Annotated in this window: 19 protein-coding genes; 9 read left to right on the top strand and 10 right to left on the bottom strand. The window is 47.5% G+C overall.

The features are described from left to right. Nucleotides 1–171: 171 nt before the first annotated feature. The gene (locus IM638_15510) at nucleotides 172–2,076 is read left to right on the top strand and encodes an ATP-binding cassette domain-containing protein (protein MCA6364444.1); all 1,905 of its coding nucleotides are present in this window, start codon (nucleotides 172–174) and stop codon (nucleotides 2,074–2,076) included. Nucleotides 2,077–2,085: 9 nt separating this feature from the next. On the opposite strand, the gene IM638_15505 is transcribed toward IM638_15510, so the two are convergent. Genes IM638_15505 through IM638_15495 form a run of 3 tightly spaced genes read right to left on the bottom strand, consistent with a single transcriptional unit; the run spans nucleotide 2,086 to nucleotide 5,062 of the window. Next, nucleotides 2,086–2,829, bottom strand: coding sequence for a hypothetical protein (locus tag IM638_15505; protein ID MCA6364443.1), 744 nt, complete (start codon nucleotides 2,827–2,829; stop codon nucleotides 2,086–2,088). 4 nt (nucleotides 2,830–2,833) lie between these two features. Next, on the bottom strand, nucleotides 2,834–4,468 hold the full coding sequence (locus IM638_15500; GenBank protein MCA6364442.1) for a hypothetical protein: 1,635 nt from the start codon (nucleotides 4,466–4,468) through the stop codon (nucleotides 2,834–2,836). A 6-nt stretch (nucleotides 4,469–4,474) separates the two neighbouring features. Beyond that, on the bottom strand, nucleotides 4,475–5,062 hold the full coding sequence (locus IM638_15495) for a sigma-70 family RNA polymerase sigma factor (protein ID MCA6364441.1): 588 nt from the start codon (nucleotides 5,060–5,062) through the stop codon (nucleotides 4,475–4,477). A gap of 334 nt (nucleotides 5,063–5,396) precedes the next feature. On the opposite strand from IM638_15495, the gene IM638_15490 reads away from it, so the two are divergent. Next, nucleotides 5,397–7,124, top strand: coding sequence for a beta-lactamase family protein (locus tag IM638_15490; GenBank protein ID MCA6364440.1), 1,728 nt, complete (start codon nucleotides 5,397–5,399; stop codon nucleotides 7,122–7,124). Nucleotides 7,125–7,150: 26 nt separating this feature from the next. Here the strand turns inward: IM638_15490 and rsmG are convergent, their stop codons facing one another. The 4 genes from rsmG to IM638_15470 all read right to left on the bottom strand — a co-directional run bounded on the left by rsmG (nucleotide 7,151) and on the right by IM638_15470 (nucleotide 10,467). Then, nucleotides 7,151–7,777: a 16S rRNA (guanine(527)-N(7))-methyltransferase RsmG gene (gene rsmG / locus IM638_15485; GenBank protein MCA6364439.1), complete on the bottom strand. Its 627-nt coding sequence runs from the start codon at nucleotides 7,775–7,777 to the stop codon at nucleotides 7,151–7,153. A 5-nt stretch (nucleotides 7,778–7,782) separates the two neighbouring features. Further along, a complete protein-coding gene (locus tag IM638_15480; GenBank protein MCA6364438.1) occupies nucleotides 7,783–8,400 on the bottom strand; it encodes a sigma-70 family RNA polymerase sigma factor in 618 nt (205 codons plus the stop codon). Continuing rightward, on the bottom strand, nucleotides 8,388–9,488 hold the full coding sequence (locus tag IM638_15475) for a glycosyltransferase (protein MCA6364437.1): 1,101 nt from the start codon (nucleotides 9,486–9,488) through the stop codon (nucleotides 8,388–8,390). The genes IM638_15480 and IM638_15475 overlap by 13 nt, the downstream gene beginning before the upstream one ends. Before the next feature lie 280 nt (nucleotides 9,489–9,768). Next, complete coding sequence (locus IM638_15470; protein MCA6364436.1) at nucleotides 9,769–10,467, bottom strand: hypothetical protein; 699 nt, start codon at nucleotides 10,465–10,467, stop codon at nucleotides 9,769–9,771. Nucleotides 10,468–10,685: 218 nt separating this feature from the next. On the opposite strand from IM638_15470, the gene panB reads away from it, so the two are divergent. Next, a complete protein-coding gene (panB, locus tag IM638_15465; protein MCA6364435.1) occupies nucleotides 10,686–11,504 on the top strand; it encodes a 3-methyl-2-oxobutanoate hydroxymethyltransferase in 819 nt (272 codons plus the stop codon). A gap of 5 nt (nucleotides 11,505–11,509) precedes the next feature. Then, nucleotides 11,510–12,190: an RNA pseudouridine synthase gene (locus IM638_15460; GenBank protein MCA6364434.1), complete on the top strand. Its 681-nt coding sequence runs from the start codon at nucleotides 11,510–11,512 to the stop codon at nucleotides 12,188–12,190. 29 nt (nucleotides 12,191–12,219) lie between these two features. Here the strand turns inward: IM638_15460 and IM638_15455 are convergent, their stop codons facing one another. Beyond that, a complete protein-coding gene (locus IM638_15455) occupies nucleotides 12,220–12,888 on the bottom strand; it encodes a PorT family protein (protein MCA6364433.1) in 669 nt (222 codons plus the stop codon). Between the two features lie 170 nt (nucleotides 12,889–13,058). Between IM638_15455 and IM638_15450 the strand changes: the two genes are divergently transcribed. Then, on the top strand, nucleotides 13,059–13,643 hold the full coding sequence (locus IM638_15450) for a T9SS type A sorting domain-containing protein (protein ID MCA6364432.1): 585 nt from the start codon (nucleotides 13,059–13,061) through the stop codon (nucleotides 13,641–13,643). On the opposite strand, the gene IM638_15445 is transcribed toward IM638_15450, so the two are convergent. Beyond that, entirely contained in the window at nucleotides 13,629–14,966 is a 1,338-nt protein-coding gene (locus tag IM638_15445) for a hypothetical protein (GenBank protein MCA6364431.1), read from the bottom strand. The two genes, IM638_15450 and IM638_15445, sit on opposite strands and share 15 nt — an antisense overlap. A 2-nt stretch (nucleotides 14,967–14,968) precedes the next feature. Then, the gene (locus IM638_15440) at nucleotides 14,969–16,402 is read right to left on the bottom strand and encodes an MBOAT family protein (protein MCA6364430.1); all 1,434 of its coding nucleotides are present in this window, start codon (nucleotides 16,400–16,402) and stop codon (nucleotides 14,969–14,971) included. Nucleotides 16,403–16,543: 141 nt separating this feature from the next. Between IM638_15440 and IM638_15435 the strand changes: the two genes are divergently transcribed. From IM638_15435 to IM638_15420, 4 genes are read left to right on the top strand one after another with little or no spacing between them, the layout of a single operon-like run. Continuing rightward, nucleotides 16,544–17,911, top strand: coding sequence for a DUF58 domain-containing protein (locus IM638_15435; protein ID MCA6364429.1), 1,368 nt, complete (start codon nucleotides 16,544–16,546; stop codon nucleotides 17,909–17,911). Next, nucleotides 17,908–20,724: a transglutaminase domain-containing protein gene (locus IM638_15430; GenBank protein ID MCA6364428.1), complete on the top strand. Its 2,817-nt coding sequence runs from the start codon at nucleotides 17,908–17,910 to the stop codon at nucleotides 20,722–20,724. Before IM638_15435 ends, IM638_15430 begins: the two co-directional genes overlap by 4 nt. Nucleotide 20,725: 1 nt before the next feature. Next, complete coding sequence (locus IM638_15425; protein MCA6364427.1) at nucleotides 20,726–21,727, top strand: MoxR family ATPase; 1,002 nt, start codon at nucleotides 20,726–20,728, stop codon at nucleotides 21,725–21,727. Continuing rightward, nucleotides 21,727–23,763 (top strand): hypothetical protein, encoded by a 2,037-nt coding sequence (locus tag IM638_15420; GenBank protein ID MCA6364426.1) that lies wholly within the window; start codon nucleotides 21,727–21,729, stop codon nucleotides 23,761–23,763. Before IM638_15425 ends, IM638_15420 begins: the two co-directional genes overlap by 1 nt. Nucleotides 23,764–23,765 lie beyond the last annotated feature (2 nt).

Genomic DNA, 23,765 nt, shown 5'->3' with positions numbered 1-23,765 from the left:
GCAAAGGTAATTGTTTTTGGTACATGACCAAATCCCGGCGCATTTTTTTTCTTTTTGTGGAAAAAATAGCTTGAGGAGGACGAAAATACAATAATTCGGGGGAGTTGTGCGACAGTTTCTGTGCCGGAAACCATCAGGGCGGCTACCTTTGCACCCGGAAAAAAACAAGTTATGGCCTCACGACGCGGACGATTAGCGAGTAAAGACGAAGACGAAATGCCTAAAGCCAGGCTCAACCGCGATGCGGTGCGCAAGGCGCAGAGGCTGTTTGGCTATTTTGGCGAAAAGAAGATACACTTTTATATAGGTCTTGTTTTTCTGGCGGCCACCGGTGCCACGGCAATTGTGTTTCCGGGCATGCTGGGCGAGCTGATGGGACTGATCAGCGGTTCAGAAGACACGAAGGCGGCGCTTGACTCGGCCGAAAAGCTGAAAGACACCTTTCTTACCCAAACCCAGGCCGACCAGCTGCTGAAAGCCGCAAACGGTGTGGGGCTTCAGCTGCTTATTCTGTTTGCCCTGCAGGCGGTGGCCTCGTATTTCCGGGTGGTGCTGTTTGCCCAGGCCACTGAAAACCTGCTGGCCAATTTGCGCCGCAATACTTTCGGCAAACTGCTGAAAATGCCCATGGCCTACTTCTCGGCCAAACAGGCTGCCGAGCTCAACAGCCGCATCAGCGCCGATATTACCCAGATTGGCGATACGCTGGCTACCGGCCTGGCCGAACTGCTCCGGCAAACCATTGTTGTTACCGGCGGCATTATCATGATCTGCCTCTACTCGTGGAAAATGTCGCTGGTGATGCTGGCCATTATTCCGCCTGTGGCCATTATTGCCGTGGTGTTTGCCCGCCGAATACGCACTTACTCGCGCAATTTGCAGGATCGTATTGCCGAGTCGAATGTAATTGTGGGCGAAAGTCTTACGGGCATTGCCAACGTAAAATCATTTACCAATGAGGCCTATGAGGCCGGCCGCTACCACCGCAGCACCGACTCGATCATTACCCAGGCCATTAACTACGCCCGTTTCCGGGGCCTGTTTTTCTCGTTTATCATTTTCGTGCTGTTTGGCGCCATCATGCTGCTGGTGTGGTATGGTGTGCGGCTGGCGGTGCAGCAGGAAATTTCGGCCGGCGATCTGCTTGCCTTTATGATGTACACCCTGTTTGTGGCGGCCAGCATAAGCGGCTTGCCCGAGCAGTTTGCCCAGGTGCAGCGTGCGGTGGGCGCATCGGAACGTATTTTTGAAATCATCGACTCGGAAAACGAGCCGGTAAACGATACGCCCGGCCGCAAACGCGGACAGCTTAAACTCAACGGGGCGGTGCAGTTGAGCAATATTCATTTTGCCTACCCCACCCGCCCCGATTTCCCGGTGCTCAAGGGCGTAAACTTTACTGCCGAGCCCGGACAAACCATTGCCATTGTAGGCAGCAGCGGCTCGGGCAAATCAACCATTGCACAATTGCTGCTGCGTTTTTACACGCCCGATTCCGGCGAACTGATTATTGACGGCAAATCTTCGGCCGAATACGACCTTACCGCACTCCGCGAAAACATGGCTATTGTGCCGCAGGATGTGCTGCTGTTTGCCGGCACCATTCGTGAAAACATTGCCTACGGCCGCCCCGATGCCAGCGACGAAGAAATAACCGAAGCCGCCCGCAAGGCCAATGCGCTCACCTTTATCGAAAGCTTTCCCGAAGGCTTCAACACCAAAGTGGGCGACCGCGGTATTCAGCTTTCGGGCGGACAGCGTCAGCGCATTGCCATTGCCCGCGCCGTGCTCAAAAACCCGCGCATCCTCATCCTCGACGAAGCCACCAGCTCACTCGACTCGGAAAGCGAACGCGTGGTGCAGGAAGCCATCGACAAACTCATGATCGGCCGCACCTCGTTTGTCATTGCCCACCGTCTGAGCACCATCCGCAATGCACACAAAATTGTGGTCATTGATAAAGGCGTGGTGGCCGAAACAGGTACGCACGACGAACTCATGGCCATTGAAAACGGCATTTACAAACACCTGAGCAAAATGCAGTTCAGCGGCGAGTTCACCACTAGTGAAAGCTAAACGACGGCGTTAATCGGTTTTGGTGTAAACGGCGTAGCGCATTTTTCGCGTATTCACATCAATACTGTCTTTCACCGCATGCAAACGTATCGGATCGAGGATACGCTTTGTACCATCGGGCACCACACACACAATGTTGTGGAAGTAAATGAAGTTGTAGTTTGGCTGATAACCCAGCACTTTATCTGTCATTGCTTTGGTAAGCATGCAGGTATCTGAATGAAAATACTCAGGCTTATCTTTCTTTGCCCGTTTGTTGGTGGTATCCTGCATAAACACCATATCAAACGAACTTACGCGCAGGGGTTGTTTGTAATAATCAGACCATGCATAAAGATTATCGCCACGAAGTTTAAGCGCATACGATGACGAATCGGTTTTAATGCCACAGAACCAAAGCGTGGGGCCGCGCACTTCAAACTTACGTGTATAAAGAAGTTCGCGCCTTGACACTCCTTGCTTATACACTGCAACAACTGCATCATTCCGCTGCGTAAAAAAAAGCGTGTAGCGTTCGCCATCATTCGCAATAATGCGTCCGCCGGTAACCACCACCTGTACCGGCTCAGAAAAACCTCTTGTGACCACACGAATCACATTACTTTTTTCCAGCCAGAAAAAATCGCCATCCGTAAACACCGAGCAGGATGCTTTAGGTGCGCGCACTTTTATCACAAGCGTTTTGCCGGCACCCGTTTGGGCCCGGCAAAACATGCTGATACACAGCCATACGATCAACAACAGGTAGCGCATACGTTTATTTTTTCAATAGTGCTTTCAACTCATCTACTGTACTCACGGGCTTTGCGGGTTCCTGCATCACAAACTCCAGTTTGTTTCCGGGAAGTTGTGCCCGTTGCAAATCGGCTCCCTTGCTGTAACAGATTTTATTATCGTCTGTAACTCCAATTACCATATCAATTTCACCGGCCATGAACGGGAATGAATTTTCAAATTTATCGGCACTTACCGGGCACACTGTATTGATTTCATTTCTTACAAGGAAAGCCACTTTGAGATTCAGTTTCTTTTTCACTGCATTCACAAATACGGCAGAAAAAAGCACCTTATTTAAACCAGCCCTGACCGCATCCGACAACTCATCAAAGAAATTTCGGGGTCTGTCGCAATTCCAGATCCCCAGAGTTTGAACCCTTACCGTTCGATAGACGAGCATGCTCTTGGGCATATTGTTGTAATCGCCGGTTACGAAAGCGTTGAATTTATCGTTGTAATTTATGGTGCGCACGTTTGACACGAGTGCTTCGTTGAGGTTGTACATCGAATCACGGAGGGCATTGAGTTGGCTGGTGCGCAGCTTCATTTTTTCGCGGTAAATTTTATCGCGCCGGTTGAATTCGCTGATGGCCTGTTCGTAGTTGCCGGCATCAGTAACAACACGTGCATCAAACGTATGCAAACTGCGGCCTGCGCTGAGTTGCACCGAATAGATTCCGGGCGTTCCGGTGTGTTCCACTTCAATATTTTCCCAGGTTTGTTGCGCCATTTTTTCATCAAAATTTTCATCACCGGCTAACGGTTCAAACTTCAGTCCGTCGTAGGCTTCCAGCTCCGGAAATTCGCCCCGCACATAATCAATGCTGAATGTAGTAGCTCCGGGCGTGGCACGGAAAGGCTGAACCGGTTGTACCGGAGCAGGCGCAGCAAGCAATGTGTTGTATTTTTCCTCTTCTTTTTCGTTTATGAAATAGAGCGGTTCGGAACAGGTGCCGCTTTCGCGGGTATTATCGGAAATGTATTGCCAGTTGCGTTTAACCGTATCGAGATAATAAATATTGTAATCATTATCGGTGCGGTTTGAAATCAGGCGGACATTGATTTCACGACCGGGCGCAAGTTGCAATGGCGTGCCGTTTTGCGTGGCTGTTATTTCAAACATACCTGCCGATTCAAGCAACCATTGCTTACCCGCCGAATCGTATTGCATGGGAATACCGCTCATCATAATTTCAATCTGATCGTGAAATTCGCGGTAATGCAATTCCACATTACCATTTACCGGTGTTCCGTTTGCAAACACAAACGCATTACGTGGCACATTTATTTCGGAACCCCGGGCCGATACAACCTGCGTATCTTTTGCAGTATTTACCGAGAATGTAAACGGAGCTGTGTTTACTTCAGGCAGCGGAGGGTGAATGAATGCCGGGATGTACTGTTTTTTTTCAGCGCCGGGTGAATCGGCAGCAATAAAATAGCTTACTACTGCAACAGCTGCAGCCACTGTGGTAATACCGGCAGCTTTCCAGATTTTTACACGAGGGTTAACCGGCGCGGGGCGTGCAGCAAGGAACTGATCGAAGTTCATGCGGCTGTTGATTTCCTGATCGGAAAGGGGTTCTTTTTTATTGTTGAACTGGAAACGTGCCATGAGGAATCAGCTTTGTTTGAAATGTTTTTTGAGTTTTTCGATGGTGCGATAGACACGCATTTTGCAGGCACTTTCGCCGAGGCCGGTTATTTCACAGATTTCGGCAAAGGAGCGTTTTTCGAAGAAGCGGAGGTTGATGATTTCCATCTCCCCGCTGCTCAGCTTTTCGAGTGCCTGATAAAGGGCGTTGTCGTCGTCGGCTGTGGTGTGGCTTTGCACATTTTCGCGGAGTTCACAGAAGCCGTCGGCATCAATGTGTACAATTTGTGCGCGTTTCTTTTTCCGATACCACTGCTGCAGTTCAGTGTATGCGATACTGAAAAGCCACGCGCCGAACGGCACACCCTGTGCCCTGAACTTCGGAAGCCGGTTAAGCGCCACGTAAAACACCTGTGCCGTAATATCAAACGCCGTTTCCTGATCATCGACCCGGTGATGCACATACGTAACAATGCGTTTGTAATAGGCATGATAGAGCGGCTCAAAACAGCGTGGATCCTGCTGAGCAGCATGCACCTGTTCCATTTCCGCATCAATCTGCGCTTTTGTCTGATGGTGTGTACCGGCTTCGTTCATTTGTACTACAACTTCCATGCGAACCATTTTGCCAATCATATTACCGGAATGGCAAAAAAGTCACAGCTAAAAACAATTTAAGCACGGAAAGCATTCCTTGCAGCCGAAGATAATCTCATAAATCATCCCCGCGCAGGCTTTACTTTTTAAAGCATAAGGAGATATTTCCGTTCAATGCAACTTCCTGATTACTTGTCATTACCAGTATATTTTGCTTTTTTAATCGGGGAAAGGTAAAATTTGTGCTGCTGAATTTCGTTAAAAATGACAAACACCTCTCATCAATTAATTTAGCCTGATATCACTTATATTTTGAGAGCATGTTGTTTTGCCAGTAATTTGGCTCTTGCCTATGAAAAATTTCTCTCTAACAGCACTCTTCCTTTTTATTGCACAGACTTCGTTATTTACCGACGAGCAACCGGATAAACTTACAGTCCTGAAGCAGGATCTCACAGAATTTATCCGGAAGGAAATGAAAGGTAAGGCCACAGGGCTAAGCATTGCGCTGGTGGATAATCAGGAAATAATCTGGTCAGAAGGCTTTGGTTATGCGGATGCGCAGAACCAGATTAAAGCCACGCCTGAAACGGTTTACCGCGTGGGCTCTGTGAGTAAATTATTTACAGCAACCAGCATTATGCAACTGAAAGAACGTAATCAGTTGCATTTAGACAGCGCACTTCAAACCTACATTCCGGAGTTCTCCATAAAAAGCAGGTTCAGCAGTACGCAGGCTGTAACTCCACGTTTACTGCTTACCCATCATTCAGGACTGCCTTCTGATATCATGCACAATTTTATGAGCAAGCAGCCCGAACCAGCATCAGCCATTATCGGATACCTGAAAAAAGAATACCTCGCAGCACCTCCCGGACAGATTTTCTCTTACAGTAATGCGGGCTATTCGCTGCTGGGCGTACTCACCGAACGACTGAGCAAGGAAGATTTTTCAGCCTACACACAGAAGAATATTTTTGAGCCTCTCGAAATGAAGCATTCATCATTTAAAATGAATGACCAGATCAAACCACTTTTTTCCAAAGGCTACAAAGGCAGCAAGGAATTTGATGAGCCGCATTTCAGAGACGTAGCCGCCGGGCAGCTCTACAGCAATGTGCTTGATCTGGCCAACTTCATGAAAATGACATTTAACAACGGTAAATACAATTCGCATCAGATTATTTCTGCCGCTTCATTGCTGGAAATGCAAACCAAACAAAATACGGGAGCATCACTTGACCTCAACTTCTCCATTGGCTTATGCTGGTTTCTCAACTCGGCTTCGTGGGAATATGCTGGTGGTAATGCCGAACATGCCGGCGATACGTTTATTTATCACAGCCAGTTCGCTACACTGCCTAAACATAAAATTGGCGTGATCGTACTTGACAATTCCTCGCAGGGAGGAGGGCTGGTAAGAATTGTAGCGGACAAAATACTCGCGAAATATCTTGAGTTAAAAACCGGACTCAAAAAGCCCGATACAAAAATAAAGACGCAACCTGCCAATGTAAGTACGGCATCAAAACAAGGATATTATGTACTTGGCGGTGATTTATTTAAACTGCAAAGCAAGGGTAGCAGGCTCAAGACCAAACAACCCATGGCTACGGTACATTTCATTGCTCAAAACGACAGCTCATTTATTCCTCAGGCACGTATTTTCGGATTGATTCCGATAAATATTCCCAACCAGTATTTAGGCTTTAAACGCATCAACGGACAGGATTATGTATTTGCGTATTCACAGGTCCGCGACTCGATGATTATAGGTAAACGTCTGGCACCTTACACCATTCCTGAAAAATGGAAACAGGCCTGCGGCGATTATGTACAAACCAACGACAGCCTTAAAAACAGCCTGTTTAAATCCTACAAGCTTTTCATCCGGGATGGCTTCCTGATGATTACAATTGAAGATATCAATGGCAGTAAGGGCAATAATGTACTTGAGCCGGTAAACGATACGGAAGCTATTGCGGGAGGCGTTGGCAGGAATGCCGGTCAAACCTTTTTTCTAACCGACGAAGGCATTTACTATCAGGGAATGATCCTGAAAAAGATGCCCCAAAAGTAGCTGTTAGAACTGATCTGCATGCGGGCCTACGCCGGAATATAAATCAGCTTCTTGGTTTCGAAAAACGGATCGGAGAACCAGTCGCTGAGTGCAAACTCATCGAGGCGTTTGGCGGCTGAGGCAAGTTCTTCTTTCAGGTCGCCGCCTTTAAGCAGGAGCCAGCCGTTGGGCAGGGCATTGCGGCCTTTGCGCGAAATGAGTTTGGCCGACCAGCGGTGAATATCGGGCCAGGGCGCCACGGCTCGCGACACCACAAAATCGTATTCGGTTTTGAGTTCTTCGGCGCGGGTTTGCTGTGCTTTTACGTTTTGCAATCCAAGCTCAGCAGCCACTTCGTTCACCACCTTAATTTTTTTCCCGATCGAATCGACCAGATGAAACTGTACTTCGGGGAAAAAAATGGCGAGGGGAATGCCCGGAAAGCCGCCGCCGGTGCCAATATCAAGCACCTGCGTACCTGCATTGAAACGAATGAAGCGGGCAATGGATAAACTATGCAGCAGGTGGTGCGTGAAGAAATTGTCCATGTCTTTACGCGAAATCACGTTGATCTGCGCATTCCAGCGGGCATATAATTCGGGCAGGGCGGCAAACTGCTGCACCTGAGCAGGGCTGAGCTGCGGAAAGAAATCGGTTACGGTAGTTCCGTTCACGGCGGTTAAATCTTGCCCTGCGTATTTTTGAGCACGTTGTAAAGGAATTCGCGGGCGCGGAAGAGTTGTGCTTTTACGGTGCCCAGCGGGAGATCGAGTTCCTGCGCAATTTCTTCGTAGGAAAGTTCCTGGAAGTAGCGCATTTCGATGAGTGTGCGGTAACGCGGCTTCATTTTATCCACCAGTTCGCGCAGCAGGGCAATTTTCTGCTTCTTCATTACATTCTCTTCCGGATCCAGCATTTCCGAGCGGAGATCGAGCACAAGTTCACCGCCTTCATCGTCGCTCATGGGCTGGTCGATGGAGAAGGTATTTTTGCGTTTGCGGCGGATAAAGTCGATGCAGTTATTTGTGGCAATACGAAACAGCCAGGTACTGAACGCGTAGTTTGGCGTGTACTGGCTGAGGCGCTTAAAGGCTTTGCCAAAGGCTTCTACGGTTAAATCTTCCGCATCGTCCTTGCTGTTTACCATTTTAAGCAGCATGAAGTAAACAGAGTCGCGGTAGCGTCCCATCAGTTCGGCATACGCCCGCTGATCAGACTCATCCAGCGCCTTCCTTACAAGGCGGTAGTCGTGTAACGCCTTGTCGGATAAATTTTCATTCTCAATTACGTCATCCATTTACGCCTGCGTTGGAATATGCCGGCAAATGTAAGTGCCGGGTAAAAAAATAGGAGAAAAATTTCGACGAACGGTACCAGCAAGAGGAGGTCGTGTTCGCCAAGTTTCTCCATTGCTTTTTTAAAGATAAACATTTGCAGCAGCAATCGCAGCAACATGATGCCCAATACGACATAAGGCTGAAAATTCAGGACGAGTGCCGCAATAAAGGTGCCGAAAAACAGCCACTGACTGGCTACATAGGTTATTAGCAGCAGTTTATGACCGAATTTATAGCGTTTACCGGTGGTGAGGTGCCTGCGTTTTTGCCGCCACCAGGCCTTGAAAGTCCGTTCGGGCACCGAAAGTGTAAAACTGTCGGGCCGCACTTCCACGCGTGTATTGCGTCGCGTAGCAGCCTGATTCACAAACAAATCATCGTCGCCCGACTGAATATGGTAGTGGGAGGCAAAGCCTTTATGGCGGAAAAAAAGTTCTTTGCGGTAGGCCAGATTGCGGCCCACACCCATATAGGTAATTCGGGCCATTGAAAACGAGAGGTATTGCAGGGCGATGAAAAACGCGTCGAAACGGATGAGCTTGTTAAGCATACCGCTGCGTTTTTCATAAGGGCCGTAGCCGAGTACAATTTCTGTTTCGGTGGTAAACTGTGCGGCCATGCTCCGCAGCCAGTTGGCGCTGGCCGGGCGGCAATCGGCATCGGTAAGCAACAGGTGCTCATATCGGGCACCTTTAATACCCATCATGAGCGCCACTTTTTTGCCGTGGCTGTAATACTCATCTTCCTTAATAGTAACCACTTTCAGGTGCGGATGCCGCTCAGAAAACTCCTTGAGAATATCTTCGGTATTATCAAACGAACAATCATTTACCACCACTACCTGAAACTCAGGATAATCCTGTGCCAGCACCAACGGCAGAAAAGCCACCAGATTGTCATCTTCATTCCGCGCACAAATTACAACCGAAACAGGAGGGAATTCGTTTACACCTTCGGCATTTTTATAACGTGCAAGACGCAGAAAGAAAAACAGAAAATAAAACAGCTGCACGGCCAGCGCAAGCACCAGCACCCAAAAGACCACCATTCCGGCCGAAAACTGCAAAAAAGGTTCGTACCACATAAATATCGAACAAAAGTAACCGGGCGCGGGCGGTTGCTTGGCTGGAATGAAAGCAGGTAATTAACAAAGAAATTAACAACCATCTGTCTGAATTGAAGTACAACCCGGCCATTGATCACGTACAGTTATTATTGCGAGACTTACTACACAACATATCATATCAATTCAGGGCAGACACTGATGCCGGCCCTGAATTTTCTCACATGCAGACTGGTTGCGCAGCTACAAAAAGAGTATGCTGCTTTCAAATAATAAAATTCACCATTGGATCAGTATAGCACATAGTAGCCATCCCCATTCCGGTAAATGTGTATGCTCCAGTTAGAAGATTGTAAGTCACCCCTTGAGCCACAAGCTTACCCGTGAGTAACCGGGAACTTCCACATGTAGTGTAGGTGACTTTTCTGTAATTGGTAGTTTTCACCACCGTCTGCTGCGGATTAGCCAATTGAGCAAGCTGGGTAATTACAAGATCATCAATACCCAGCATTTCAAAAATGCCCAATGCAGATAGTACTGAATTAATATAAGCAGAAGACTGAATCTGAGTGCCAAACACCGTGCTGGTACTAACTTCGATTGTGGGTGAAGAAACAGCACACACGGTAATTTCTGCACCGAAGTCGCGCTGGTTATAGCTGTCGCCTCCTACTAAAATTATTCCATTCTCAGCGTAAACCATACGTCCATACAATTTACCATCATTCCTGATATGCAAATCACTGAATTTCACATTAACTCCTTGAAATGTACCCGACCATTCATTAGGAGCAGTTTGCTGAAGTGGCGAATAAACACAATTCTGCACTATTTTTTGATTCCCCGCTCCACCTTGACCGTCATTTTTTGCAATACCTGCGGGATTAATCAGTTCATTCTTTGTACAGGAGTTAAAAAGGCCGATTGCAAGTACAATTGCGATAATAAAACGAATGTTCTTCATTGAATCTTTTTTTAGTTATTAATAATTGATATTGTTTTATTGATGTATCAAATTTATATCAGACAATAACCCTTCATCATGATGATGAACTAATTTGTATTAATCTCTACCAATAACTCCTAATGATTCGTACAAATTAATAAAACAGGCTTAGAATAATATATTGGTGGAATTACTCAATCGTTCTACCTTTGCTGTAAACACAATTCAACAGCACCATGTCTGTCCATAAAAAAGAAGTAAAAAAAGTAACCACGCACGTACTTCAGGAGATGAAACGTAGTGGTGAAAAAATAGCCATGCTTACGGCTTACGATTATACCTCAGCATTAATTGTGGATGCTGCCGGTATTGATGTAATACTTGTTGGCGATTCGGCATCGAATGTAATGGCCGGGCATGAAACCACGCTCCCCATTACCCTTGATCAGATGATTTATCATGCTTCATCGGTAATCCGTGCCGTGAACCGTGCGCTGGTGGTGGTTGATTTGCCTTTTGGTTCGTATCAGGGCAACTCGAAAGAGGCGTTGAATTCCTCCATTCGTATTATGAAGGAATCGGGTGCACATGCGGTAAAGCTGGAAGGCGGCCGCGAGGTGGTTGAATCCATTTCTCGCATTCTTACCGCAGGTATTCCGGTTATGGGGCATCTTGGCCTCACGCCGCAGTCGATCTATAAATTCGGCACTTACACGGTGCGGGCGAAAGAGGAGGAAGAAGCACAGCGTTTGATTGAAGATGCACACGCGCTTGAAAAAGCAGGATGCTTTGCTATTGTGCTGGAGAAAGTGCCTGCCTCGCTGGCTAAACGTGTGGCTGATGAATTAGCCATTCCGGTAATTGGCATTGGTGCCGGCGGCGGTGTTGACGGGCAGGTGCTTGTGTATCACGACATGGTGGGGCTTACGTATGAATTTCAGCCGCGTTTTCTGCGCCGCTACCTGAATCTTTACGAAGACATAAAAGGCGCTGTGGGGCGTTACATCGACGATGTGAAGCGCAAGGATTTTCCCAGCGAGAAGGAATCATACTAAGCGGTATGCAGGTTATTTACGAAGACAACCACCTCATTGCCATAAACAAACGCCCCGGCGAGCTTGTGCAGGGCGATAAAACCGGCGATGAGCCCATGAGTGAAGCGCTGAAACGCTGGCTCAGGGAAAAATACAACAAGCCGGGCGACGTGTTCCTCGGCGTTATTCACCGGCTCGACCGGCCCGTAAGTGGCGTGGTGCTGTTTGCCAAAACCAGCAAAGCACTGGCACGTATGAACGAACAATTCCGCGAGCGCGATATACGCAAAATATACTGGGCCGTGGTATCGGCACCGCCGCCTGCACGCGAGGGAACGCTTATTCACTGGCTGCGTAAAAACGAAGCTGCCAATAAATCGTATGCATCGCCGGTAGAAAAGCCCGGCCACCTGCGCTGCGAACTGGGCTATACACTGCTTGCGTCGTCAGACCGCTATCACCTGCTTGAAATACGTCCGGTTACCGGCCGGCATCATCAGATACGTGTGCAACTCGCTGCTATCGGCTGCATCATTAAAGGTGATTTGAAGTATGGCGCCAAACGCAGCAATCACGACGGATCCATTCACCTCCACGCCCGGCGGCTGGAGTTTATGCATCCGGTAAAAAACGAGCCGGTAGTGGTAATTGCTCCGCCACCCGAAGAAGATGCCGTTTGGCGTTTTTTGAATGACGCGCTTAAATAACAGTTGCTTACCTGACTAGTGAAGCACGGCTAATCCTGCCTGCCAAGCCGGTAATGTAAACCTACCAGCAAACCCAGCGCATTGGTCTTAATTGTACCCATATTTATTAACGGCAATGCACTCAGGTTGTTAAGCCCGAGATTATTTCTCACTTCCACCGAAAAAACATAACTATCATTCAGTGCATAATTGACACCTGCGCCGAGTGAAGCGCCAAATTCATTTTTCTTAAAGTTAGCGGTAAGGTCGTTAGTTGTTTCTGGAAGTATCTGAAACGCCTCAATGTATTCAGTTTGTTTGAGTAAAAACCCAACGTAAGGTCCTGCATTGACAAAGTATTGTATTTTCTTCCCGAAACTAAATCTGAATAAAAGCGGTACAGTGAGGTAATCAAAGGTCTCCTTACCTCGGAATGTTCCGATTTCTGCACCAGTAATATCCATCATTGTAAGTTCCAGTGTGGAGCCTTTTCGTTCGAAAGAAACACCTGACCGGAGTGCGATATGCGGCGTAAAATTGTATTGGGCAAAAAGACCTCCGGCATAACCCATTCGCGCCTTATGCCCACCATAAATTGAAGAATTGCCATACAATGAAGCACGACTAACGCCGCCCTGAACGCCAATATCTAAACGATTGAATTGCGCATTAGCTGCAAGACTTATCGAGATTAAAAAAAATGCAAAAATGGACTTCATACTGATAAATTGTTGATCGTTGATATTTTAACGCAATGCAGTAATCATCTTTGTTTCAAACAGACGAGCGCAATAATAACTCAAATATTCAAATTGGTTACAATTATCAGAGCCCGTTAAAAAATTATCCCCTACATACTATTTGCACTCATTTTACGTAACTTAATGCAATGTGGCGAATACTACTTTTCCTCTTTCTTTTTCCTGCGGCTTCAGCCGCTCAGGTAAACATTCTCGATTTCCGTGCCACGCCGGTAGGCGATGCATTATCCATTTCGTGGACAATTGGCCCCGGTAATACGTGTGAGGATCTTGAAGTGCAGCACAGCACAGATTCGGTTAATTTCACCATGCTTTACCTGTATGCCGGCGTGTGCGGCGATGCTACTTTTTCGCAGCAATACAACTGGACACACAACACACCTGCCTGCGGGGTAAAAAACTATTATCGTCTGTTTGCTCGAACGGGCGGGCAACTGGCGGTACTTAGTACTGACCACTCCTGCCTCGGAACTGCCGGTTACCGCATTTTCTTGGCACAACAGCCTAAAGCCCTTACATTACAATTAAGTCTTCAGAAAAGTCCGGAATGGAAACTCGAACTGACTGATGCGCAGGGAAAAATTTTACATGCACAGGTTTACGCTGGCACCGAGCAAACGATTGTGCTTCCCGCTTTACCTTCGGGAGTGATCATTTACCGGCTCACAACTGAGCGTGATGATGTATTTACCGGCAAATTATTTTTCAGGTAGTGCAGTTTTTGATTTTGCATCCAGACGCTTCCTGGCTTCTTCGGAAAGAACTTCTTCCAGTGATTTATGCTGTTTTACCGCACGTGAAATCAACTCCCCCATCAGCTTACTGTCTTTACGTATCAGTTTTACTTCTGCGCGGATTCTGTTTTTTTGTTTTACCTCTCTCTCATATCGGGCAGGATCAGTGTACATCAGATATGTTTCATCCACAAACCGTCCAAGATTGATGTGAAGTCCGGCAGGATTATAGACCAGTACAATACATTCATTGCGTTCGAGTTCAGCTTTCAGGTCAAGTTCCCAAACTTCCACAGACGGACTCCGGCTCGGCCTAATTGAATTAAAGTAATACCAGTGCTCACCATTTTGAAACACATCGGCTGTGACGCCTGTAAAAATGAAATTGAGATAATAACTATCACCTATTCCCAGTACGCGCGCAGTTTTTTCATCCTTATTCCGGGTAAAACCAATAGAATCGGGCGAAGTAAGCCAAACCGGATAAGAAGGCGCAAAAATGATCTTGCCCTTAACAAGCAGCTCCTCATCACGGAATCGGGCATCGGAGTGAGGCTTCATACCATAAAAAATGGGCTTACGTAATTTCCTTTCAAGCAACTCAGACACACGTTTTACTGTACTGTCAATCAACATACAGTCGGTGTGATAAGTAAGGTGTACACCAAAGGGCGGATAAATTTCATCTTTACCCTGCTTTCTTACCTGTCGCAACCACGGTATGCAATCGATGTGAGGAATGCCTGATCGGGCAAGCTTTTTTCGGAAACTATCAAGACCATTTTCACTTTTTACAGGATTATTGATGGCACAAGGCATATTCTCAGGCATAATCTGCGACTTACCCGTTCCAAGCACAAACAGGAGTTTTACACCTCTTCTGTTAAGTGAATCACAAATTACACTGAGTTTATCTATTTGCAGCTGAATGGAATCATTATCCGGAAAACGCAATCCGTAATAAGCTTGTAATTCGGCATAAGTAAAATAATGATTCTGTTTACCATAAACCATTTGCTGCACATGTAATTTACGATATAAACTGAAGTCGATCTGATTTTGTGCCAGAAGAAGTAATTCCGCAGCATCACTTCCGGCACCGGCATTCCGGGCTACCTGCTTTTGCCATTGCCCGTCGAAATAGCTTTTCCAGCTCCATTTCTCAAGTGCAACGCCATCTCCAAAAGTCAATATCCAAACAGGAATCACAAGTAGTACTACAAGCAAAAATACGGCAAGTTCCCCCAAAGGTGATACATCCTGATTAACGGACGGATTAGTGTTATCTGTTTGCTTTTCCATCGTTAAAAATTGAAATAAATAAATGGATTGTACCCGTCGCCCGCAAGATAGATCACACTTAACAAATAAATAAACAGTCCCGATACAGATGCAGCAATTACCAGCCAGTTACCGGGTGTTCCTGTAAAGAAAAGCTGCTGAAAACGATCAACGCGTGGAATGAGTGTACAAAATGCAAACAAAGCAGCAATAATTAGCCAGGGTATAAATTCAGTATTCAGGTAAAATAACCCTTCTGCGTGTGAGGCGAATGAAAACAGGTGATGATAGTAGGTTGCTGCCTGGTCAAAAGTTGCTGTTCTGAACAACACCCATCCTGCAAGTACGACTAAAAATGTATAACCAGTATTTAATAATTTGATCCGGCCTTTGAAACCAGACGAAAAAACAAGTCTTTCAAGCATCAGGAAAAAACCGTGATAAGCCCCCCAGAGAATAAAATTCCAGCTTGCACCATGCCAGAAACCTGAAATCAGAAAAACAATGAGCAAATTTAGATACACGCGCGAACGGGAAGCTCTGTTTCCACCCAGCGGAATGTAGAGGTAATTACGCATCCAGGTACCTAAAGTAATATGCCAGCGACGCCAGAACTCTGTTACACTGCCTGATGTATATGGATTATTAAAATTTTCGGCGATACGAAATCCAAGTATCCGGCTCAACCCGATGGCCATATCAGAATAGCCCGAAAAGTCGAAATAGATCTGAAAGGTATAGGCAAGAATACCGATCCAGGCCATTAATGTATTTACCTCCTGTGGGGGAAGAGCAAAAATAGCATCGGCCTGAGCGGCCATTGTGTTGGCAATAAATACTTTCTTTCCAAGCCCAATACAGAATCGTGAAAAACCCAGAAGTTTATTGTAAGGTGTTTCCTGCTGCACGTGACCGGTGATCTGATCAGCCATATCGGTGTAACGGATTATGGGGCCGGCTACCAGTTTTGGAAAGAAAATGATGTATTGCTGATAGTGCCAGAACCGCTTCAAAGGCCGGTGTTCACCACGGTAAATATCAACCGCATAAGTAATGCTTTCGAACGTAAAAAAGGACACACCTGCGGGTAGCAGAATCTTAGCCACGAATAATCCTTCGTGGCCAAAAAAATGCAAAATGGTATTGAGGTTATCGGTGAAAAAATTTACATACTTAAAATAAAACAGCAGCCCGACATTAAGCAGTAAAGAAAGCAGCAGCCACAGCCGCCGTTGGGTTAGGTTGTGTGCGGCACCCATTTTCCCGACAATAAAAAAATCGAGTATGGTGGTGAGCAGGACAATGAGTACAAACCGCGGTTCGCCCCAGGCATAAAAAAGGAAACTGGCGATAAGTATAAACGGATTTCGCCACAACGCATTTTTGGGCAACACATGATAGACAAGCAAAAAAGCCGGCAGAAAGAAGACCAGAAAAATAAAACTTGAAAAAACCATTTGCTGAAAATCGGGCGTAAATTAATAAAGTTTTTTGGGGAGATTATCTAAACAAAATGTTTGTTAAACCGGTTATCAATTGGCGGATACCGGGATATTTTTTCTCGTATCTTTAAAGTCCCGGACATAGCCGTCCGTACTATGCTTCAGCGAAAACTCGCATACTGGTTTACCTACACCGTAGTACGGTGGCAATTGCTTTTAGGTATTTTGGTAATCTGGGCCGCCTGGAAATGGCTGCGCAGTACCTATCAGTCGCCTGATTCTTCACAGTGGCAAATCCTGCTGCAGTTTTTGCCGGTTGTGGGCTGGATACTGGCCGGGCTTGCTGGTTTCAGTATGCTCACCGCCGTTTCGGCCTGGGTCTGGTTTCTGGTTCGCTATCGTAGGGGGCAAACTCCGGTACGGCTGCGTATGGGCGAAGGCAACCGCGCCGAAGCCGGGCCGGTAAGGGTTACGCTTCAGATAAGCGGGCTGCTTCGCCCTTTTCTGGGACAAGTGCAGGCAAGGCTTGTATTTACAGATTTGACCATGTCGTCAGTAATTCCGCTTAACGAAAATGTACGTGAGGGCGGGTTGCTGCGCACAGCGGTAAAAGGGTCGGCACTTACTGATATGTATAACCGTGGCGCCAGCGAAGCCGAAGAACTGCAGTTGCTGTTTATTGATCCGCTTCGCCTTGTTGTGATGCCGTTTACCATTGAAGTGAAACGGCAAATGAACACGCTTGCCCGGAAACTCGATGCACAGGAACTGCCCGTACAACCCAACCGCACCGAGCAACAGCTCGAACGCATTGAAACACCCAAGCGTGTGGAGGGCGAAATGCTGAGCTACAAAGACTTTGAAGCCGGTGATGATGTGCGGCGAATTGTGTGGAAAATATATGCCCGAAACGGCGAGCTGGTAGTGCGCATACCCGAAACAATGGATCCGTATGCCTCGCACCTGGTGCTTTACGCCAGTTTTTTCAATGCACTCGGCACCACTTCTGATACACGCTACAACGAGCAACTGCTGAATGCCTATAAAGACGTTGTGCGGCAACTGCTTGATAGCGCGCAGAGCGGAGAATATGCCGTGCGCATGCCTGCCGACCAACACGTACATGAACTGAGCGACGAAACACCGGAGAAAAAACTCCTTATGCAGGTTAGTCTGGCCCACTGGCAAAACGATATGCCCCCTGCACAGTTTGTAAATGTGCGTGATGCGGCGCTGGTGTGCATTCCATCTACCGTGCCGGTTGCCGATGTGGAAAAACTACTCTGGCAGCTTCCCGAACATGTAACCGTAATAGGAGTATCGCTCTCTGACAGCATACCCGGGATTTTCCCTATTGCACCCGGCGAACTGTTTTTCCGCCGTGTACTGCGTCCGGCTCAAAAACTGCGCACTTCATGGACGTTTGCCTCGCTTCGTAAAAAACTACGTGCCAATGAAAATCAGTTTGAAGTAGTGCTTGCCCAGCGTGGCAATACCCAATTTGTAAAAGCCCCCAAACTATGAGTAATCCGGCACCCGCTCATCGCCTTACATTGCTGATGCTGGTGTTGCGTCTGCTCACACTGGTGCTGCCTACTGCACTGGCCGGAACGCTTGTACTCTATCAGGCCAACATTTCATACACCGCGCTTGATACAGGTATTCTCACGCAGGCAGCCTGGTTTTCAGGGGCGCTGGCCGTAAGCTACATCATTTTTGTCTGGCGCGGACGTTTTATCATTTTTACACCGTTGCTGCTGCTGGGCTTATGGATTACGAGCCGCATCATACGTGGATTGCCCGGTGAGTTTGATGTGTTTGTGGCGGTGGCCCGGTTTGATCTTATCCAGGTACTCATACTCACCGGCTGGCTCATCGGCTGGATTCTCAATCTATCGCGCTGGTTGCTGGTAATTCCGGCAGGCATTTTTCTCACCGTCACATTAGTTAGTATTTCGCACAATGCCTATAATGCACTTGACCTGAGTCCGGAGTTTCTGCTGCGCAATCTGCTTCCTACATTGCTTTGGGTGATGTATATGTTGTTTATGGCACCCGCGTTGCAGGATTTGCGCGAGCTTAACGGCAAACAAACCCTTCAGCTTTCGCTGCGCACGGTGGGCTTTGTGGCGTTAGTAATACTTGCGTTTTTTATCGTTACTGAAACTTTTCGCGGCACACTGAAGGAAAAACAGGGCGAAATCACTCAAAAAGCCAGTAAGGAAGGGAAAAATCAGGATCCGCCTGATGGAGAAAATCAGAACGACAAGGGCAAAAACGGTGGCCAGAAACGCGATAAAAACAACAATGGTTACAATGAACGAAAAGGCCTGCTAGAACGGCCCGTGGAGTTTGATGAAAACGGCAAACCCATAAAACCCAAACCCGGCGATGATGGTCTGCGGCTGAAAGATACCATGCAAATGGACGATCAGATGAGCCGCAATGATTATGTGATGTTTTGTGCGCGGCTGGATAACTTTTTCCCCGATGGCATGCCCAAGCCGCTCTACTTTGCCTATCACCACCTCTCCCTTTTTGATCCGCAAAAAGAACAGTTCATGCGCGATGCATTTTCGCCCATGAACGACGAAATGAATGCCGATCCGGTGGCCATTCCGCTCTACAACACGGTTACCGACAGCTCGGTGATACGAAAAAGCATGGCTGCCAAAAAGCGCCGTGTAATTGAAGCCGAAGTATATATGGCCAGCAATACATGGAAGCATGCGCTGCTTGCACCTTCGGCCGCATTTTCTGTACAAAGTATTGCCATTGATAAAGGTTTTGATACCTCGTTTCAGTTTGCCTACCGGGTAAAAAGCTACGCCACAACACTTACCACTACCTATGCCATGGAAAAGGCTGCATTTAAACCCAATGTGGCCAAAGCTATTCAGGATAGTTATGAAGAACTGAATACCGTGAGCAGCTATGCCGGAACTGATCCGGCTGTGTATAAGTACTTCACGGCTTTCCCGGTAGGTGTTCTGTTTGATTCCATTCGCATGCTGGCCGAAAAAATAGTGCGCGATGCCGGAGCCAAAACGCCACTTGAAAAAGTGGATGCCATTGATCAGTATTTCCGTTCAAAAGATGCAAGCGGAAATCCCCTTTACCGCTACACACTTAATCCCGGTAAAAAATCCGATCCGAATATTCCCACCGCCACCATGCTGGGTAATTTTCTGTTTAAAACACATGCCGGTTATTGCACATACTACGCCGGAGCCACTGTGCTCATGCTCCGCGCTATTGGCGTGCCTGCGCGTTTTACCACAGGGTTTGCCACAATAGACCGGAGCGATAAAAACAAAGGCTGGTACTGGTTTTATGGCCGGCAGGCGCATGCGTGGACACAGGTTTATTTCCCCGGTTACGGATGGATTGATTTCGACACCACCGTGGGCAACAGCGACCAGCAGGATGCGCCCCGTCCCGACGGTACTCCGCCCCTGCCTCCGCCGCGCCCGTGGCTGGTAGTGCATGGGGTAGCTGAAACCGCTGCACAGAATAAAAAGGTGAAAACACATTTTTCGAGAGTGAATTTTCACAACAACGAATACTTACTGAACGGCGAAGCGGGCAAAGTGTTTGATGTATCGCTGTGCCGTGTGAAATACGGGCTGAAAGACACCACGCTTGCTGCATTACTGCCAAATGATTCGGTGGTAATAGTATGCTACAACAGCCCTAACCGAAAAATTGCGGCGCTGCGAAACAATATAAGTTTACTTGCGCAGATGCAGCAACTGGATGAACCGGTTATTGCCGATGAACTTCACATCAAACCACGCCCGGAACCGAAAAAACCAGAGCCGAAAAAACCGGAACCCAAAAAGCCCGGGAAAAAAGAACCGCTTGATATTCCGTTTATCCTCTGGCTCAGCGGTGGTTTTGCAGCAGGGCTGTTGCTCTTGCTCTTTCTGCTGCCATTTTTGGTGTGGCTATGGATGCGCTCGCGTGTTGGTGCCGCGCGTACGCCAAAAGAGCGCGCACACCGTATTTATCGCCTTGCCCTGTTCACCTTCCACCAAACCGTAGCCGAGCGCGGTAATGAAACACCGCTCGACTATGCACGCCAGAAAATTGATCCTGCGCTGCACACAGGCTTCGAAAATTTCATGCATACTTACCTGCGGCTTAAATATGCCGCCCATCAAACTACCGAAACCGACGAGCAGCAAATCCGTGCATTCTGGCCTGCCTTTGTGAAGGCCACGCAAAAAAATGCCGGCAACAGCCTGCGCTGGTGGCTGAAATTTTTACAACTTGCAAAAGCGCAACGCTTCCTGCGCCGCCCTCATTCTGATCAAAGCCCTGACTCAACTGCCTGATATGAATCACGAAAGCACTTCTTCCTCGCGCGAAAAACTTACGCTGCTTACCGATAACATCGGTACAATTATCCGCGGCAAGCAACAGGAAATCCGTTATGTAATTACCGCCCTGCTGGCACGCGGACACATCCTGCTCGAAGACAATCCGGGCGCAGGAAAAACGCAAATGGCCAAAACACTTGCGCAGTCGATTTCGGGCGGACTGGCCGATGAAGCGCCGCTTTCGCAAAGTGGCAGCGTGGCATTCAGGCGCATACAGTTTACACCTGACCTGTTGCCGATGGATCTGATCGGTTCGCACATTTTTGATGACGCGAAAAAAGATTTCATCTTCAAAAAAGGGCCGTTGTTTACCAACGTATTGCTGGCCGATGAAATTAACCGGGCCTCACCCAAAGTGCAAAGTGCGCTGCTGGAATGTATGGCTGAAAATCAAATTTCGGTTGCCGACAGAACCTATCATCTCGATAAGTTTTTCTTCACCATTGCCACCCAAAACCCGATTGAAATGGAAGGAACATATCCCCTGCCTGCTGCGCAGCTGGATCGTTTCTTTATGAAAATAAGTTTCGGATATGTGTCTGAGGATGTGGAATATGATATTTTTCAAAACTACCTCACCATTGGCAATGTGCGCGAAAACGTGAAGCAGGTGCTTACCTATAACGATGTGGTTAATCTGCAGCAGGAAGCCGAAGGGGTATATATTCACCCTGAACTGCTTCGCTCCGTGGTGAACATTTCGCAAAATACCCGCCGCCATCCGGATATTTCGCTTGGCTGTTCAACACGTGGCGGAATTATCTTTATCAAATGCCTAAAGGCCTGGGCGCTGGTTATGCAACGTAATTATGTAATTGAAGACGATCTTCGTGCGCTGGCATATCCTGTATTGCATCACCGCTTGCTCTTCCGCAACCGCGATGCGCAGCGCACTGCTCTGACGCAGATTGTGGATCGCGAGCTTGAACGGCTGGCTAAAATGAGAATTTCGGGATAATGAAAATACGCATCGCTGCTTTGCTGTTTGGTGTGCTTGCGGTTTGCTTACGGCTTACCGCACAAAATGCCGTGCGCGACCGGATAAACGAAGAACGCAGGTATTTGTCGTTTACCGAAGACACCACCTACAGCCAGGCACGCGATTTTATCCGCCGCGACAGTACCTTTTACATCGGCTATCTTTATGAAGGCGGCTACCGCTACAACCGAGCTACCGATGTAAACGGATTCAGACTAGCTGCCGAACCGCTGCAAAAAGCACTTAACCTCATTGAGCGCGATTATGATGCCGAACTCCGCACCCGCACCAATGATCTTTACACCTATATCCGCGTTCAAACCTATCACCGCGATTACGGTTTTATTGTTGATTTTCTCGAACGTGCCTATCAGAATATCGAGCGTCCTGACCTTGCCATTGATGTATTGAATCGCTACAAAGCGCGTAACCTGCAATTAGAATATCCGGCCGAAAGCTTCAATACCATTGCGTGGATTTATCACCGCAACCGCATGTACACCGCTATGAAATTTCCTTTTCTCAAAAACACAGTGAAGGAAAATAATCAGGCAGCAATGAAATATCTCGACTCGGCACTGCTGAAAATTGCCGACGATGCCGCGCAAAATGTTGGGCTTTATGATGCGTCAATCATTCAGTCGCAGCAGTATTCTGTGTATCACTATAAAGCCATTTTGCATACGTATGATATGCAAATGGATTCGGCCGATTATTATTACAACATATTGCTGAATGCCGGCTATTACAGCAGTAATAATTACGCCAACTTCTGTTACATGCGCGGACGCTTTACACTGGCCGAAGAATTTTACCGGGAAGCCGAAAACCGCGATGGCCGATCAGAAAAGCAAACACGCGAATACTATTACATGCGCGGCATTCTTGACGTGTACCGCTCAAACCCGCTTGCTGCTGATACACTGCTTACGCGCGTGCTGGCCGAACAGGGTTCCACACCCGGATGCGGCTGGCACAATATAGGGCTGGCGAGGGCACAGTACTATGAAGGACTTACACAGGAAAGCGCCAAAAGTATCCGCAAAGCAGCCAACTTCGAAGAACTTCACATTGGCACCACATGGGGGCGTGAGCAGTATGCGCTTTGTGTAGGTACGTTCAACTACCTCTGTCGTTTACGTTTGCAGCAGGAATATTATTTCGAAAATGATGAATGGTATTTCTGGCTCAATCCGGTACACTGGTACAACTGCTTTCAGCTTTCGGCAAAAGTAAAACAGCAGAAACTTCTGCTGGCAGGTTTACTCGCCGCCAATCCCGAACGGGCCGAAGTGGTGTACAGCCTCTTCTCCTCCGAAAACCTTCTTGGTTTCGACGAGGTACTGAGCATTATTGACGGTTATGGAAACGAGTTTTTCATCGAACTCTTCAAACAACGTTTGCAAACTGATAAACGCAGGGAAGTATTGATTTACTTTAAATACTTCATTGGCCGTTTGTGCATTAACACCGGCGATGAAGAAGAAGCATTGAAATGGCTTAACCAAGTCCTTACTGATCCGCAAATACAGGAAGAACATTCAAAACTGCTTTTTGCACGCACCTGCGAAGCAATGGCGATGATTACAAGCGGCGCTGAAAAACAGGACTGGATTTTAAAGCTCTTTCAAACGTATCCGCAACTGCTTCCCTACACTGAACTTGAACCCGAATTCAGACTCATCATCAGTGGTGATGTGGACAGCGGCGATGGCGAAGATTTTGCGGATGCACTAGCGAACTGTGCGATTAATCAGAATGAGGACGCCACACTTGTGGCAAATGTGGATGTAACCCGAACAGCATCGGGGCTTTCTGTAACTATCCGTGTACAAAACACATCCATTCAGAGCAACTTCATGGTAAATCCCGGCGATGGTGAAAATGGCGGAAAACAGGCGGCCTACAGGCTTTTCGGCATTCAGAAAAAAACCTTGGGTGAACCCGAAGAAGCACTCATTGAAGTGGAAAGTACAGACAAGGCCAATGCCGATTCATTGAAAAAGGCAAAGTAATT

Source organism: Bacteroidota bacterium (assembly GCA_020402865.1).
Lineage (GTDB): Bacteria > Bacteroidota > Bacteroidia > Palsa-965 > Palsa-965.
This window is presented reverse-complemented; position numbering and strand designations above follow the sequence as displayed.